14 protein-coding genes and 1 pseudogene are annotated in these 14424 nt (G+C 72.4%); 8 read left to right on the top strand and 7 right to left on the bottom strand.

The annotated features are described in order from the left end of the window. Positions 1 to 181: 181 nt before the first annotated feature. The gene (locus TNCT6_RS09820; RefSeq protein WP_141358642.1) at positions 182 to 928 is read left to right on the top strand and encodes a ferritin-like domain-containing protein; all 747 of its coding nucleotides are present in this window, start codon (positions 182 to 184) and stop codon (positions 926 to 928) included. Positions 929 to 975: 47 nt separating this feature from the next. Here TNCT6_RS09820 and TNCT6_RS09815 read toward each other — a convergent pair whose 3' ends face one another. The 5 genes from TNCT6_RS09815 to TNCT6_RS09800 all read right to left on the bottom strand — a co-directional run bounded on the left by TNCT6_RS09815 (position 976) and on the right by TNCT6_RS09800 (position 2934). Further along, positions 976 to 1245: a hypothetical protein gene (locus TNCT6_RS09815; protein ID WP_141358640.1), complete on the bottom strand. Its 270-nt coding sequence runs from the start codon at positions 1243 to 1245 to the stop codon at positions 976 to 978. 192 nt (positions 1246 to 1437) lie between these two features. Further along, positions 1438 to 1665 carry a DUF3107 domain-containing protein gene (locus TNCT6_RS09810; protein ID WP_141358638.1) on the bottom strand — a complete coding sequence of 76 codons (228 nt, stop codon included), beginning with the start codon at positions 1663 to 1665 and terminating at the stop codon, positions 1438 to 1440. Between the two features lie 175 nt (positions 1666 to 1840). Then, positions 1841 to 2485, bottom strand: a complete 645-nt coding sequence (locus TNCT6_RS09805) for a TetR/AcrR family transcriptional regulator (RefSeq protein ID WP_141358636.1) — start codon at positions 2483 to 2485, stop codon at positions 1841 to 1843. Continuing rightward, positions 2482 to 2637 (bottom strand): hypothetical protein, encoded by a 156-nt coding sequence (locus TNCT6_RS39815; RefSeq protein ID WP_172632851.1) that lies wholly within the window; start codon positions 2635 to 2637, stop codon positions 2482 to 2484. Before TNCT6_RS39815 ends, TNCT6_RS09805 begins: the two co-directional genes overlap by 4 nt. Before the next feature lie 84 nt (positions 2638 to 2721). Next, entirely contained in the window at positions 2722 to 2934 is a 213-nt protein-coding gene (locus tag TNCT6_RS09800) for a hypothetical protein (RefSeq protein ID WP_141358634.1), read from the bottom strand. 212 nt (positions 2935 to 3146) lie between these two features. Here TNCT6_RS09800 and TNCT6_RS09795 point away from each other — a divergent pair, with 212 nt between their 5' ends. From TNCT6_RS09795 to moeZ, 7 genes are all read left to right on the top strand, one after another. Further along, a complete protein-coding gene (locus TNCT6_RS09795; protein ID WP_141358632.1) occupies positions 3147 to 4340 on the top strand; it encodes an alpha/beta fold hydrolase in 1194 nt (397 codons plus the stop codon). A gap of 8 nt (positions 4341 to 4348) precedes the next feature. Continuing rightward, positions 4349 to 5953: a DUF3152 domain-containing protein gene (locus tag TNCT6_RS09790; protein WP_141358630.1), complete on the top strand. Its 1605-nt coding sequence runs from the start codon at positions 4349 to 4351 to the stop codon at positions 5951 to 5953. Between the two features lie 231 nt (positions 5954 to 6184). Beyond that, positions 6185 to 7924: a DUF3492 domain-containing protein gene (locus TNCT6_RS09785; protein WP_141358628.1), complete on the top strand. Its 1740-nt coding sequence runs from the start codon at positions 6185 to 6187 to the stop codon at positions 7922 to 7924. Further along, entirely contained in the window at positions 7921 to 9129 is a 1209-nt protein-coding gene (locus TNCT6_RS09780; RefSeq protein ID WP_253266062.1) for a hypothetical protein, read from the top strand. The genes TNCT6_RS09785 and TNCT6_RS09780 overlap by 4 nt, the downstream gene beginning before the upstream one ends. Positions 9130 to 9359: 230 nt before the next feature. Continuing rightward, entirely contained in the window at positions 9360 to 10322 is a 963-nt protein-coding gene (locus tag TNCT6_RS09775) for an NAD(P)-dependent oxidoreductase (RefSeq protein ID WP_141358626.1), read from the top strand. Then, positions 10310 to 11059 (top strand): spherulation-specific family 4 protein, encoded by a 750-nt coding sequence (locus TNCT6_RS09770; RefSeq protein WP_141358624.1) that lies wholly within the window; start codon positions 10310 to 10312, stop codon positions 11057 to 11059. The genes TNCT6_RS09775 and TNCT6_RS09770 overlap by 13 nt, the downstream gene beginning before the upstream one ends. A 63-nt stretch (positions 11060 to 11122) precedes the next feature. Next, positions 11123 to 12301, top strand: coding sequence for an adenylyltransferase/sulfurtransferase MoeZ (moeZ, locus tag TNCT6_RS09765; RefSeq protein ID WP_141358622.1), 1179 nt, complete (start codon positions 11123 to 11125; stop codon positions 12299 to 12301). 222 nt (positions 12302 to 12523) lie between these two features. Here moeZ and TNCT6_RS40775 read toward each other — a convergent pair. Both TNCT6_RS40775 and TNCT6_RS09755 read right to left on the bottom strand, forming a co-directional pair. Continuing rightward, a pseudogene (locus TNCT6_RS40775) lies at positions 12524 to 12835 on the bottom strand (GntR family transcriptional regulator); the annotation flags it as partial. A 93-nt stretch (positions 12836 to 12928) separates the two neighbouring features. Further along, positions 12929 to 14341, bottom strand: coding sequence for a YncE family protein (locus TNCT6_RS09755; RefSeq protein WP_172632850.1), 1413 nt, complete (start codon positions 14339 to 14341; stop codon positions 12929 to 12931). Positions 14342 to 14424: the final 83 nt, after the last annotated feature.

The following is a 14424-nucleotide window of genomic DNA, read 5'->3' as shown; positions in this document are numbered from 1 at the left end:
CGGGCATCCTCATGCGTGCGGCCTGTCGACGTACGCCGAAACACGTCGGCGTACTCAGCAGGCGCATTACCACCATACCCCGGAAACACGCACACGTGATGGCCGATTCGGTCACGTAGTCGTCGTCACACTGGTTGATCAGGTCCTTCGCAGGCGCGGAGAGCGGGCTATTGTGCGCTTCATGACGAGCTCTGACAAGTCTGACAACGCCTCCGACACGCCCGCCGAACCCACCGGCATCGCCGCCCAGGACTGGGCGACGGCCGCCGCCGACCCGCAGTACCGCGCCGCGGTCGTGGACCTGCTCGGCGCCCTCGCGTACGGAGAGCTCGCGGCGTTCGAGCGGCTCGCGGAGGACGCCAAGCTGGCGCCCACCCTCGCGGACAAGGCCGAGCTGGCGAAGATGGCGTCGGCCGAGTTCCACCACTTCGAGCGGCTGCGCGACCGGCTCACGGAGATCGGCGAGGAGCCGACACTCGCGATGGAGCCGTTCGTGGCCGCGCTCGACGGCTTCCACCGGCAGACGGCGCCCTCGGACTGGCTGGAAGGGCTCGTCAAGGCCTACGTCGGCGACTCGATCGCCAGCGACTTCTACCGGGAGGTCGCCGTCCGTCTGGACTCCGACACGCGCGAGCTGGTCCTGGCCGTCCTGGACGACACCGGGCACGCCGGCTTCGCGGTGGAGAAGGTGCGCGCGGCGATCGACGCGGACCCGCGCGTGGGCGGCCGGCTCGCGCTGTGGGGGCGGCGGCTGATGGGTGAGGCCCTGTCGCAGTCCCAGCGGGTCGTGGCCGACCGGGACGCGCTGTCCACGATGCTCGTCGGCGGCGTCGCGGACGGCTTCGACCTCGCCGAGGTCGGCAGGATGTTCTCGCGGATCACCGAGGCGCACACCAAGCGGATGGCAGCGCTGGGGCTGGCCGCGTAGGACTGCCGGGAGACGTGGTCAGGGGGTGCGCCGCCGTCGGCGTCGGATCAGGCCGGCGCCGACCGACGGCGCAGTCTTCCCGCGGGGCGTACCAGCAGGGACAGCGAGGCGGCCGAGACGACCACCGCGCCGAGCAGCGTCGGCAGCAGGCTGCCGGAGCCCAGCGCGCTGTGCGTGACGAAACCACCGAAGAGGCCCCCCGCGACACCGGTCGACTGCACCAGGAGACGGGACGGCAGACGGTGGGACAGACGGTGGAGCGCGGCCCAGCCGAACAGCAGGCCGATCAGCGCCGAGCCGAGCGTTTCCAAGAACATGCCGGTTCCCTCCCACACGATCGGCCGGTGCTGGTGGTTCGTAGCCGGTCTTACCCCTGACCTGCGGAATGCAACCCTCTCTGTGAGCGGATTGTGCGCCACCCGTGAAAGCGCCACCCGGGAAAGGGAGACGCGGGAGGGGCCCGGCGGTTCTCCACCGCCGGGCCCCTCCCGTCATCCGCGACGCAGCGACTACAGCGCGCCGAAGCCCACCTTGCGCGGGGCCGGCTCGCCGAGCTCGACGTACGCGAGGCGGTCGGCCGGTACCAGCACCTTGCGGCCGTGCTCGTCGACGAGGGTCAGCAGCTGCGACTTCCCGGCCAGCGCCTCGGACACCGCCCGCTCGACCTCCTCGGCGGTCTGACCGCTCTCCAGAACGATCTCGCGGGGCGCGTGCTGCACGCCGATCTTGACCTCCACGGCTATGTCCCTCCGACGGTCAGTGAAGTGCGCGACCTTCCGCGCCGTACCAGCACACATTAGCCCGGTGAGGGGACGAGCACGCTCCGCCCGGGAACGCCAGGAGCGAACAGCCCACGGGAACAGAACCCCCGTACGGCGGTGCCCCGGCGGGGTGCGGGGGTGCCGCCCGCGCTCAGTGGTGCTGCTCGGCGCCGTGCAGCGGGAAGCCGGCGATGCCGCGCCACGCCAGGGACGCCAGCAACTGGACCGCCTGGTCGCGGGGGACGCTGCGGTCGCTGTTCAGCCAGGAACGGGCCACCACTTGGGCGAGTCCGCCGAGGCCCGAGGCCAGCAGCATCGACTCCGCGCGCGAGAGGCCCGTGTCCTCCGCGATGACCTCGCAGATCGCCTCGGCGCACTCGTTGGTGACCTTGTCGACGCGCTCGCGCACCGCCGGCTCGTTCGTCAGGTCGGATTCGAAGACCAGCCGGAAGGCGCCGCCGTCGTCCTCGACGTAGGCGAAGTACGCGTCCATCGTGGCGCGCACGCGCTGCTTGTTGTCGGTGGTCGAGGCGAGCGCGCCCCGTACCGACTGGATGAGCGCCTCGCAGTGCTGGTCCAGCAGGGCGAGGTAGAGGTCGAGCTTGCCGGGGAAGTGCTGGTAGAGCACCGGCTTGCTGACGCCGGCGCGCTCGGCGATGTCGTCCATGGCGGCCGCGTGGTAGCCCTGTGCCACGAAGACTTCCTGGGCGGCGCCCAGCAGCTGGTTCCGTCGGGCACGGCGCGGCAGGCGCGTGCCTCGCGGGCGTGCCGCCTCTGTCTGCTCGATGGCTGTCACGCCGCCTCCCAAAGTCGTCCACATGCGGTGTGCGCCGCGCCGCCATCGTACTTTTCGGTAACCGTGGTGTGCGCGGTGCGAGCGCAGGATTTCACGGACCGGACGGCGACAAAAGCGGCATAGAGCGTTTCAAACAGGCTCAAGGTGGGCATAACCCTCCGCTCCTGCTCAGCGGCGGTCTCTCCCGCCGCGCGTCCCGAGCGTCGCCTCATGCGCCACCCCGTCCGCCCCGTCCCTCACCGGTAGTCGTCCTCGTCGATGGAGACGACCCGCGCCTGCTCGATGAGATCGGCCTCGTTGGCGCTGTCCGGGTCCCCGGTGAGGGGTTCGTCGTGGTCCGGCGCCACGTCCGCGTGCTGCTCGGCGGCGTCGCCCTCCGGGGCCTCGACGGCGATCTCCGTGGCGTCGCCGTCCTCGAACGTCTCGGGATCGGTGGGGTCGAATGCCATGCTGGGCTCCCTTCCTGCGGAATGTCCCTGCGAATGTCCCTGGAAGAAGCAGGGGCCATGGGCGGGTGCCCTCTGTATGAGCCTAGGAGACACCCGATGGCGACGCTATGCGATCCGCGGCCCGATCGGCGGTCCTGCCCGCGCACGATCTGTGACCGCGAACACAGGCGAACACATGAGTCGCTACGTGATCGTCTCGTAACATTGCCCGCATGTCTTCGACCGAGCTGCCTTTCGTGCCGCCCGCCAACGTCTTCCCGCGGGTGACGCCCGTCGGGGTCGAGGAGGGCGAGCGGCTGCGCTCGGTCGAACTGCCGGGGATCACACTGTCGGTACGCACGCGGCCGCCCGCGCGGGAGGGACTGCCGCCCGCGCTGTACGTGCACGGCCTCGGTGGCTCCTCCCGGAACTGGTCCGCGCTGATGCCGCTGCTCGACGGTGTCGTCGACGGCGAGGCGGTCGACCTGCCGGGCTTCGGCGACTCCCCGCCACCGGACGACGGCGACTACTCCGTCACCGGCCACGCGCGCGCGGTGATCCGCTTCCTCGACGCCTCGGACCGCGGACCGGTGCACCTGATGGGCAACTCGCTGGGCGGCGCCGTGTCCACGCGCGTCGCGGCGCTGCGGCCCGATCTCGTGCGGACGCTCACGCTCGTCTCGCCCGCGCTGCCCGAACTCCGGGTGCAGCGCACCGCCGTCCCGACCGGCCTGCTCGCGGTGCCCGGCGTGACCACCCTGTTCACCCGGCTCACCCGGGAGTGGACGGCGGAGCAGCGGGTCCGCGGGGTCATGGCCCTCTGCTACGGCGACCCGGGGCGGGTGACGCCCGAGGGGTTCCGCAACGCGGTGCGGGAGATGGAGCGGCGGCTTCAACTGCCATACTTCTGGGACGCGATGTCGCGCTCCGCGCGCGGGATCGTGGACGCGTACACGCTGGGCGGTCAGCACGGCCTGTGGCGGCAGGCGGCGCGGGTCCTCGCGCCCACACTGCTGATCTACGGCGGCCGTGACCAGCTCGTCGGCTTCCGCATGGCGCAGCGGGCGGCCCGTGCCTTCCGCGACTCCCGCCTCCTCACCCTGCCGGACGCCGGCCATGTGGCGATGATGGAGTACCCGGAGACCGTGGCTACCGCCTTCCGCGAACTACTGCTGGACACGGGAGATTTGGAGGCCGGATCGATGACGGAACCGGGAGCGGCCGCCGGGGTCGGGGGTGACGGCGGCGTACGGACCGGCGTCGAGTCCGCCGGTGCCGAAGCCGGCCGTGGGGCTTCCAGGGCCGGGACGGCCGGCCGGACTTCCGGCGCGCGGACCGGCGGTGGCGCTTCCGGCGCCCGGGCGGTCGGTGGTGCTTCCGGCCCGGAGGCCGGCGGTGGAGCCTCCTCCGGCGCGGCGGGGGGCTGAGGGCCGACGTGGGACGCCACAGCCGCCGCGGGCCCGCGCCCAAGGGCAGGACCAAGAACACGAGCACCGGCCGGGACGACCGGCCGCCCCAGGAGGGGTACGGGCCACGGGACGGCCACGGGCCGCACGGCGGCCCGGAGCGCTGGGACGCCCGCGAGAACCGGGACGGCGCCGAGCCCTGGCACGGTCCCGGTGGTCGGCCGGGGCCGGGTGCGGGGCCGAACCCCGGCCCGGCACTCGGACAGCGGACCACCTCCGCGGGGCCGGCCGGCGGCGGGCCCCGCTTCCAGGACGGGACACCGCGTTTCGCCGACGGCACCGGCGCTCCGGCGCGGGGAGGTCCCCGACTTGCCGACGGCACACCGGCTCGCGGGGTTCCGCGGTTGCCCGACGGGACCCCGGCCGGCGGGATTCCGCCGGTTCGAGGTGGGCACCCGGAGCAGCGGGAAACCGGTGGCGGCTGGGGGCAGTTGGGAACGCAAGGCATGAACGGGGGCGGGGCGCAGGGACCGACGGCCGCCGGTCTCGGCAGCTCGACGGGCCTCGTCGGCTCCACCGCTCCCACCGCCGCCTCCGTGCGTACCCGCGCTCCGATTCCCCGGCAGCGGCGGGCCTCGCCCGCCGGGCCGCGGCAGGACTACCTCGACGCCTTCGACGAGGACGACGACGTCTTCGCCCCCCGGCCCCGCGGTGGCGTGAGCACCGCGAACCCGACCGCGGCACCGCCCTTCGCTCCGGCCGGGCAGGACGCGGTGGACGGCGGGGACGACACCGCACGACCGGCCGGCGAGTCCGTACGGGGGACCGCGACCAAGGGGAAGGCGTTCACCGGCATAGCGGCCGCCGCCGTCACCACCGTGCTCGCCGTCGTCGTCGCCGGGCAGGTCGCCGAGGACCAGTCCGGCGCCGGGGTGCTTTCCCAGTCCGCGACCGACCGGGCGGGGCCCGGCACCGCCGGCATCGCGGGCGGGGACGGCAAGGCGGCCCCGTCCGCGCCGCCGAACGTGTCGGCACTGACGTACGACCAGAAGATGAGCACGAAGTACCCGCTCAGGCCCGCCCTGAAGGGCTCCGGCCGGTTCGACGCGGTTCCGGGCTTCGCCAAGGCGCCCGGCACGGGACGCAAGTACACCTACCGCGTCGACGTGGAGCAGGGCCTCGGCCTGGACGGCGAGCTCTTCGCCGCGGCCGTGCAGAAGACGCTCAACGACCACCGCAGCTGGGCCCACAACGGTGCCCGCGCCTTCGAGCGCATCTCCTCCGGCCGCCCCGACTTCGTCATCACGCTCGCCAGCCCGGGCACCACCGCCATCTGGTGCGCCAAGTCCGGCCTGGACACCACCGTGGACAACGTCTCCTGCGACTCGGCCGCCACCGAACGCGTGATGATCAACGCCTACCGGTGGGCGCAGGGCTCCCAGACCTACGGCGACGAGATGTACGCCTACCGGCAGATGCTGATCAACCACGAGGTCGGCCACCGGCTCGGCTTCGGCCACGTCACCTGCGACAAGGACGGCGCGCCGGCGCCCGTCATGCAGCAGCAGACGAAGTTCCTCGACCACGACGGAATCCACTGCCTGCCCAATGCCTGGCCCTATCCGGGGAAGTGACCGGAGGCCGGCCGGACCGGACCGCGGCGTGATGGTTCGTGTCCGGTTGATCTCCTAGCGCGACGGAACGCCGTCCGTGCGGGAAAGTTACGACTGTTCACCCCTTTTGGTGGCGTGATGGACAACCGTCCATCACGCCACCGTCATGTCCGCATACGTTCGTCCCGCTGCGAGCCGCCGGTGCGACGGCGGCTCCCCACACGGGACAGACGGGAGATCGGGGGTGCACGCGTGCGCATCGGACTGGTGACGGAGGGTGGCTATCCGTATGTGAGCGGTGACGCCGGACTCTGGTGCGAACGGCTCGTGCGCGGGCTCGAACGGCACGAGTTCGACCTCTACGCGCTCAGCCGCAGCCGGCAGCAGGAGGACGAGGGCTGGGTGCCGCTGCCGCCACAGGTCAGCCGGGTCCGCACCGCGTCCCCATGGGCGGCCGAGGACGACGGGACCGCGTACGGACGGCGTGCGCGCCGGCGCTTCGCCGAGTGCTACGGGGAGCTGGCGTCGGCGCTGGTCGCGGCGAGCGGCGGCGATCTGCGCGAGTTCGGCGAGCCCGGCGGGGCGACGGCCACGGGCGGTGCCGAAATCGAGGCGGACCGTTTCAGCAGCGGGCTGTACGGCCTCGCCGAACTCGCCCGCGACGAGGGCGGCCTGGCGCGCGCCCTGCGCTCGGAAGCCGCCGTCCGCGCGCTGGAACGCGCCTGCCGAGCGCCCGGCGCACCGCGGGCGGCGCGCGAGGCCCGCGTCCCCGATCTGCTCGCGGTCGCCGCGCATCTGCGACAGGCACTGAGCCCGCTGTCGCTCGACTGGTACGAGGACGACGGACTCGGCGCCACCGATCTCTGCCACGCGGCGGCCGGCGGCACGGCGGCCCTGTCCGGACTGCTCGCCCGCCACTTCACCGGCGTGCCCCTGCTGGTCACCGAGTACGGCGTACACCTGCGCGCGCACTACCTCGCCGCCGGCGCCGACGGGACCACCCCGGCCGTGCGGGCCCTGCTCGCCGCCTTCCACGGCAGTCTCGCCGCCGAGGTCTACCAGCGCGCCGCCGTCGTCACCCACGGCAACGCGCACGCCCGACGCTGGCAGGAGCGCTGCGGCGCCGACCGCGCCAAGCTGCGCACCATCCACCCGGGCATGGACGCCGCCCCCTTCGCCGAGGCCGGGGAGTCGCCGGAGGCCGCCGACCCGGACACGCTCGTGTGGGTCGGCCGTGTCGGGCCGGCCAAGGACCTGGTGTCCCTGCTGCACGCCTTCGCCGAGGTGCGCAAGCAGGAACCGAAGGCACGACTGCGGATCGTCAGCGCGGGAACCGGCTCGGACGGCGCCGCCTACCTGGGCCACTGCAGGGCGCTCGCCGCCCAGCTCTTCCCCGACGAGGCCGAGGGCCCGCACACCGTCGGGCACAACCCGGTGTCCTTCGAGGAGATCGGCGGCCCGGAGGTGCCGACCCTCGCGGACGCCTACGCCTCGGGCGCCGTGGTCGTCCTGTCGAGCGTGGTCGAGGGCTTCCCGCTCGGCCTGATCGAGGCCATGCTCTGCGGCCGAGCGACGGTCTCCACGGACGTCGGCGCGGTCGTCGAGATCGTCGGCGGCACCGGAGTGGTCGTGCCCCCGCGCAATCCGCGGGCGCTCGCCGAGGTGTGCGTGAACCTGCTGCGCGACCCCGAGCGCCGTGCGCGCCTGGGCGCCGCCGCCCGCGCCCGCGCGCTCGAACTGTTCACCACCGAGCAGAACATCGCGGCGTTCCACGGCATCTACCTGGAGGTCGTCTCGCACTGCCCGGTCCAGCGCGTCGTCCTCGACGAGACCGGCGAGCCCCTTCCGTTCGCCGCGCCCGCCGAGGCTCACGTGCCCGGCCGCTGGACCCGGGCCGTGGACCACGTCGCGGCACGCTCGCGCCCCAGCTGGGCCACCGGCTCACCGACGGGGTGCGCGGCCCCCACGACCACCACGGAGGCTTCCCGATGAGCGGCCCGAGAACAGGAGACGACCTCGGTACCCCGACCGGCCGGGGCGGTCCGGTCGGCGGTTTCGGCGAGCCGGCCCTCGACCAGAGCCCCTCCGTGCCCTCCCGGCGCGGTGCGGCCGACCCGGTCAAGGTGCTGATGCACCGTCACCGCGAGCTGTGCGAAAGGGCCGTCGACCCGTTGGAGATCGCCGCGGGCCTGGAGGCGCACGGCGTCACCGACCGCACCGCCGCCCGCTTCCGCCACCGTGACGTCTTCTCCCTCGCCGAGGAGATGTACGCCCGGATCAGCCGAGACGCCGAGACACCCCCGCGGCACGAGGCCGCCGCCGTACCCCGACTGGGCCTCGGCCGGGTCGCGTTCGGCCTGTTGCCCGGCGCCCTGTGCGCCGCCGCCGTGGCCGGGCTGCGTCTGACCGAGGGCCGGACACGGCTGGCCGTCGCCGCGCTCGGTGTCGTGGCCGTGGGCCTGGGCCTGCGCGCCGTACTCCGCCGTGGCCCGCTGAGCGCCGAGGAGCGCACGCTTCCGGGCCCGCACACGCCCGGCACGCGCATGTGGACGTGCTGGCTCCTCGGCTACGCCCTCCTCGGCGACGGCCTGCTCGGCGCGGCCGTCGGCGGCGGGCCCGACGGGCTTCCCGACGGCACCGCGGCCGGGCCCTGGCCCCTGACCACCGCCCCCGTGCTGGCCCTCGCCCTGGCCTGCGGACCGGCGGCCTGGACCGCGCACCTCTTCGCCGTGGGCGCCCGGCGCAAGGTGACCGCCAGCCGGGGCCTCGAGGAGTTCGCCGCGTCCGTACGACCCCTGCTGCTCGGCGCGTTCGGCCTGTTCCTGTGCGCCCTGGCCGCCCTGCTCGCGGTGTGCGGCGCGATCCTGGACGAGCCCGCCGGATACGCCCCGGCCCTCGCACTGGGCGCGCTGCTGCTGCTCGCGCGCCTCCTCACCACGCACGGCTTCACACACGCCCCGGCCGTCGCCCTCGGCACCGCGGCCGCGGCCGAAGTGGCGGCCCAGGCCGGCGTCTTCACCGCCCGCCTCCCCGGCTGCGGCGCCCTCGCCACCCCTGTCGACACCCTCGTAACCGCCTGGGGCCCCGGCGGCGTACCCGCACTCGTCTGCGGAGCCGCCGCCCTGGCCCTCCTCCTGCACGCGACCCGCACGCTGACCCGGGCCTCCGCCCATGCGCGAGCGCAGCCGCAGCCGTGAGGGACACGGGGCCGGCCCCGATCACTCCCGCGTGCCCCCGTACGGCCGCAGCCACGGGTGCCGCCCGCGTTTCCCCGCCGACCGCAGGCACTTGAGCCGACGCAGGCCCCGAGCCACCGCCGGAGCCCGTCGCACCACCGCCCAGAAGGAGAACACCAAATGATCACCGCCCGATCCGGAGCGTCCGGAGCATCCGGAGCCACCGGAGCGCACACCCCGGGAGCCGCCCGATGAGGGTTCTGCTGATCGGAGCCAACGGATACCTCGGCCGTTTCGTCGCCGACCGTCTGCTCGCCGACCCGGCCGTCCAGCTCACCGCGCTGGGCCGCGGCGACGACGCCGACGTCCGCTTCGACCTCGCAGCCGGCAGCCCCGGAGCGCTCACCCGCTTCCTGGACGCGGTCCACCCCGGCGTCGTCGTCAACTGCGCGGGCGCCACCCGCGGCGGCGCCCGCGACCTCACCCGGCACAACACCGTCGCCGTCGCCACCGTCTGCGAGGCCCTGCGCCGCAGCGGCTGCGGCGCCCGCCTGGTGCAGGTCGGCTGCAGCTCCGAGTACGGCCCCAGCCAGCCCGGCTCCTCCACGGCCGAGGACGCCGTGCCCCGCCCCGGCGGCCCGTACGGCGTCAGCAAGCTCGCCGCCACCGAACTGGTTCTCGGCTCCGGTCTCGACGCCGTCGTGCTCCGTGTCTTCTCGCCCGCCGGACCCGGCACCCCGGCCGGCTCGCCGCTCGGCCGGCTCGCCGAGGCCATGCGCCGCGCCATGCAGTCCGGCGACAGCGACCTCAAACTCGGCGGTCTCGGCGTCCAGCGCGACTTCGTCGACGTCCGCGACGTGGCCCGCGCCGTCCACGCCGCCTCCCTCTCGGCCGCCCAGGGCGTCATCAACATCGGCTCGGGCCGCGCCGTCCGGCTGCGCGACGCCGCGGCGATCCTCGCCCGCGTCGCCGGATACGGGGGCGCCCTGCACGAGCTCGACGGCCCGCCCGGCGGCCACCTCAGGGCCGCCATCGGGCACCCCCGGGCCGAGTCGGACCATTCCGCCCCGGTGGCGTACCCGTACCCCGACGGCTGCGGCAGCTGGCAGCAGGCCGATGTGCGCACCGCCCGCGACCGGCTCGGCTGGCGGCCCCGGATCAACCTCGAAGAGTCCCTGGCCGACATCTGGATGGAGGCGGCATGCCGTATCTGACCAGCACCTCCGTGGGCATCTCGAGCACCGGACTGCGCACCGGACTCGGTGTCCCCGGCTGGGCCCACCCCCTTCTCGCGCCGGCCGAGTGGAGCGAACTCACCCGGCCCGGGACGCCCCTGCACTGGGTCGTCCTCAACGTCGCCGACGGCCCCGGCGTCCAGCCCGACCCGCACTGCCTGGAGGCGGCGGGACGGCTGAGGAACGCGGGCGTCCGCGTCCTCGGCCACCTCGACGCCGCGCACGGCGCCCGGTCCTTCACCGAGCTGATCTCCGAAGCGCGGCGGTACCTCGAGTGGTACCGGGCCGACGGCTTCCTGCTGGACCGCTGCCCCGCCGACCGCGCCGGGCTGTCCGAGGTCCGCCGTACGATCGGCGCGCTGCGGGCCGTGCGTGACGATGCCCATGTCGTCCTCGGCCACGGCACCCACCCGCACCCCGGCTACGCCGAGAACGCCGACCAACTGGTGACCTTCCGCGGCCCGTGGAGCGACTACCGCTGGTCGCAGGCCGCGGAGTGGACCGCCGACTATCCGCCCGAGCGCTTCTGCCACTTCGTGCACGGCGTCCCGCGCGGCCACCTCGACGAGGCGCTGCGCATCGCCCGCTGGCAGGGCGCGGCGACCATCTGGTTCACCGACCGCTCCGACCGCGGCGGCACGGCCGCCCCCTGGGAGGACATGCCCGGTTACTGGGACGAAATCGTCTCGCGGATCGGACGAGGTGTCTCGGAATGAAGAAGGCCGTGGCAGTGTTACGAGGAGAACAACCGTAGTGTTTGACCGACCAACGGAGTCCCCGTGTCGCTGCCACCCCTGGTCGAGCCCGCTCCCGAGCTCACCGTAGACGAGGTCCGCAGGTACTCCCGCCACCTGATCATCCCCGACGTGGGGATGGACGGGCAGAAGCGGCTGAAGAACGCCAAGGTGCTCTTTGTGGGTGCCGGCGGGCTGGGTTCGCCGGGTCTGATGTACATGGCCGCGGCGGGCGTCGGCACGCTCGGCATCGTGGAGTTCGACGAGGTGGACGAGTCGAACCTGCAGCGCCAGGTCATCCACAGCCAGTCCGACATCGGCCGTCCCAAGGCCGAGTCCGCGCGCGACACCATCAAGGGCATCAACCCGTACGTGAACGTGGTCCTTCACCAGGAGCGGCTCGAGGCCGACAACGTGAAGGAGATCTTCAGCCAGTACGACCTGATCGTCGACGGCACGGACAACTTCGCGACCCGGTACCTGGTCAACGACGCCTGCGTGCTGCTGAACAAGCCGTACGTATGGGGTTCGATCTACCGCTTCGACGGCCAGGCCTCCGTCTTCTGGTCCGAGCACGGCCCCTGCTACCGCTGCCTCTACCCGGAGCCGCCGCCCCCCGGCATGGTCCCCTCCTGCGCCGAGGGCGGAGTCCTGGGCGTGCTGTGCGCGTCCATCGGTTCCATCCAGGCCAACGAGGCCATCAAGCTCCTGGCGGGCATCGGCGAGCCGCTGGTCGGCCGCCTGATGATCTACGACGCCCTGGAGATGCAGTACCGCCAGGTCAAGGTCCGCAAGGACCCCGACTGCGCGGTCTGCGGCGAGAACCCGACCGTCACCGAACTCATCGACTACGAGGCCTTCTGCGGCGTCGTCTCCGAGGAGGCCCAGGCGGCGGCCGCGGACTCGACGATCACTCCCAAGCAGCTCAAGGAGTGGATCGACGACGGTGAGAGCATCGAGATCATCGACGTCCGCGAGCCGAACGAGTTCGAGATCGTCTCCATCCCGGGCGCCCGGCTGATCCCGAAGAACGAGTTCCTCATGGGCTCCGCCCTGGAGAGCCTCCCGCAGGACAAGAAGATCGTCCTGAACTGCAAGACGGGTGTCCGCAGTGCGGAAGTCCTCGCCGTGCTGAAGTCCGCGGGCTTCGCGGACGCCGTGCACGTCGGCGGCGGCGTGATCGGCTGGGTCAACCAGATCGAGCCGGACAAGCCGGTCTACTGATCAACCGTTCCGCCGACCAACGGAACAGAAGAAGGCCACGGCTCTGACCAGCTCAGATGCCGTGGGCTAATTCGCCCCGGGCCACGGCGCTCCCTGCCCGCACACCGTGGGCGGCGTTCTACTGGGGCGCCGCGGTCGACAGGGCGATCTTGAAAGGGGAACGGGCCCTGACCAGGTGAAACGGCCAGGGCCCGTTTTGCTGCGCGATGCCGCCTGTGTGGGCTAGCGGTTGATCGGGATCTCGTACACGATCTCGCAGTGAGCGGCGGGCACCACGATGTCCGCCGTCTCCTCAGGCCGCCCCTGCTGAGCGCGGCCTTGTGGATGCCCAGGAGCGACGCCTCCTCGGTGGTCGCCTGCCTGGGCTCGGGCTGCTCCACGGCGTGGCTGACGGTGATGCCGATCGTGGCCATCCGGTTCACGACACAGTGCCCCGGCGTGCGGCTCTCCCTCGGGGAGGACGACGAGAGCGCCGGTGGTGAGGTCGTACGGCTCCCTGCTCGTCGACAGCAGCACCGGCCTGCCGTCGGCCAGGCGGTCGGCGCTGCGGAAGCCGCCCGGGTCGCAGCGAAGGTCACCCATCACGCGCCGACCGCACCGACTGCGCCGCCCTGTGCCCTTGGCTCGTCATGCCTGGGGCATTGCCGGGCCTGGCTCGTGCTCGCCCGGTGGAGTTCCGGGCTTGAGGATGATGGAGGTGTAGTGGTTGGCGAAGAAGTACGAATAGGACAGGCCTTCGTCGATGTTGCCGAACTGGTTGCTCATCATGGACATCAGCGCTGTCGTGCGGGTGCCGTCGCCGGCGTAGGCGGTGAACTGCTGGTTGGCTGGCAACCCAGTGGCTCCGATGGTGACTTCGTCGATGCCGGGGAGTGCCCGGATCAGGGCCGTGCCCTGGCCGGAGCTACCGGAGACGCGCAGAGGGAGGTTCTGCGTGCGCATGCCCAGACCTTGCCGGCCCACATTGTTTGTGCTGGTGGCCGGAGTGCTGCGCGCCACGTACACCAGCGCCATGGGTGACTGGCCGATGGGAAGGGTCTTGATCACCGAGTTCGTGTGCGTATCGATGACGTCGACCGCGTCGGAGTTCTGCAGGGCGACGTAGACCCTGGTGTTGTCGGGGCTCGGCCAGATGCCGTGGGGACCGTGGCCGCTGTTGTGGATGGTCTTCACCAGCGTGGGCGGCCCCCCGGTGTGCGATCGGCGGTACACCAAGGTCTGGTTCAGTCCGCCCACGGTCTGGTAGGCGTAGTCGACGCCGCCGACCGTGACGAAGTTGGGGTGGTTGGTGCGCGGCCCCGTCTTCAGCACCGCCTCCACACGGTAGGTGCGTGCATTGAGCACAGCGGTGGTCCGGCCGTTGGTGGGCATACCGAGCCAGATCTCCCGGCCGTCGGGTGAGATGGCCTCGTCGGAGGACCCGCCCGCCTCTGCGGGGATCTGCACACGCTTGATGATCCGGCGGGAGGCCACATCGATCACGTCCAGCCTCGGGGCGCGCAGGTGGTTGACGTAGGCGAGCTTGCCGTCGGGGCTGAAGACCACCTTCGACGGCCCGTCCTCGGTGTGGATCCGGTCGACCTCCTTGCCGGCCCGCCAGTCGATCACCGAGATGTAGTCCTGACCGCGCACCGCCACCCACAGCCGCGTGCCGTCCGACGAGAAGAATCCCTCGTGCGGCGCCCGGCCGACGTACACGGTGCGCACCACTTTGTTGGTTGCGGTGTCAATGACATGGACGGCGTTGGTGGTCACATCGATCACGTTGAGCCACTTCCCATCCCCGGAGAAGCCCAGGCCGTGCACGTCGATCTGCCCGTCGTACATGGCCCCCAGTACGTCCGCGCTGGGGTCCAACCGCGGCTTGCCCAGAGCGATCGTGCCCAGCACCGTGTTCGTCGCCGGATTGATGACACTCACTGTGTTGGAGGCCTGGTCGGCGGTGTACACCCGGTCGTTCCCCGAGATCGGCTGCGCCCCGGGCAGCGCTGGAGGTTGGATCAGCGTGCCCTGTACTGAGGGGCTGGCGTTCGACCTCACAGATTCCTGCGTCCCGGGCGTCGCGCAAGCAGCGATTGATGCGTACGCGACCATCACCACGAACGCACGGGCCAAGCTGGGCC

The organism is Streptomyces sp. 6-11-2, from assembly GCF_006540305.1.
In the GTDB taxonomy this organism is placed as follows: Bacteria; Actinomycetota; Actinomycetes; order Streptomycetales; family Streptomycetaceae; genus Streptomyces.
Note: the sequence above shows the minus strand (reverse complement) of the source record. Positions and strands in the feature narration are given on the sequence as shown.

What these genes read in the sequence shown, in the direction of transcription:
- TNCT6_RS09820 (WP_141358642.1), top strand. Translation starts at nt 182, where the DNA reads ATGACGAGCTCTGACAAGTCTGACAACGCCTCCGACACGCCCGCCGAA.
- TNCT6_RS09815 (WP_141358640.1), bottom strand. Translation starts at nt 1,245, where the DNA reads ATGTTCTTGGAAACGCTCGGCTCGGCGCTGATCGGCCTGCTGTTCGGC.
- TNCT6_RS39815 (WP_172632851.1), bottom strand. Translation starts at nt 2,637, where the DNA reads ATGCCCACCTTGAGCCTGTTTGAAACGCTCTATGCCGCTTTTGTCGCC.
- TNCT6_RS09800 (WP_141358634.1), bottom strand. Translation starts at nt 2,934, where the DNA reads ATGGCATTCGACCCCACCGATCCCGAGACGTTCGAGGACGGCGACGCC.
- TNCT6_RS09795 (WP_141358632.1), top strand. Translation starts at nt 3,147, where the DNA reads ATGTCTTCGACCGAGCTGCCTTTCGTGCCGCCCGCCAACGTCTTCCCG.
- TNCT6_RS09780 (WP_253266062.1), top strand. Translation starts at nt 7,921, where the DNA reads ATGAGCGGCCCGAGAACAGGAGACGACCTCGGTACCCCGACCGGCCGG.
- TNCT6_RS09775 (WP_141358626.1), top strand. Translation starts at nt 9,360, where the DNA reads ATGAGGGTTCTGCTGATCGGAGCCAACGGATACCTCGGCCGTTTCGTC.
- TNCT6_RS09770 (WP_141358624.1), top strand. Translation starts at nt 10,310, where the DNA reads ATGCCGTATCTGACCAGCACCTCCGTGGGCATCTCGAGCACCGGACTG.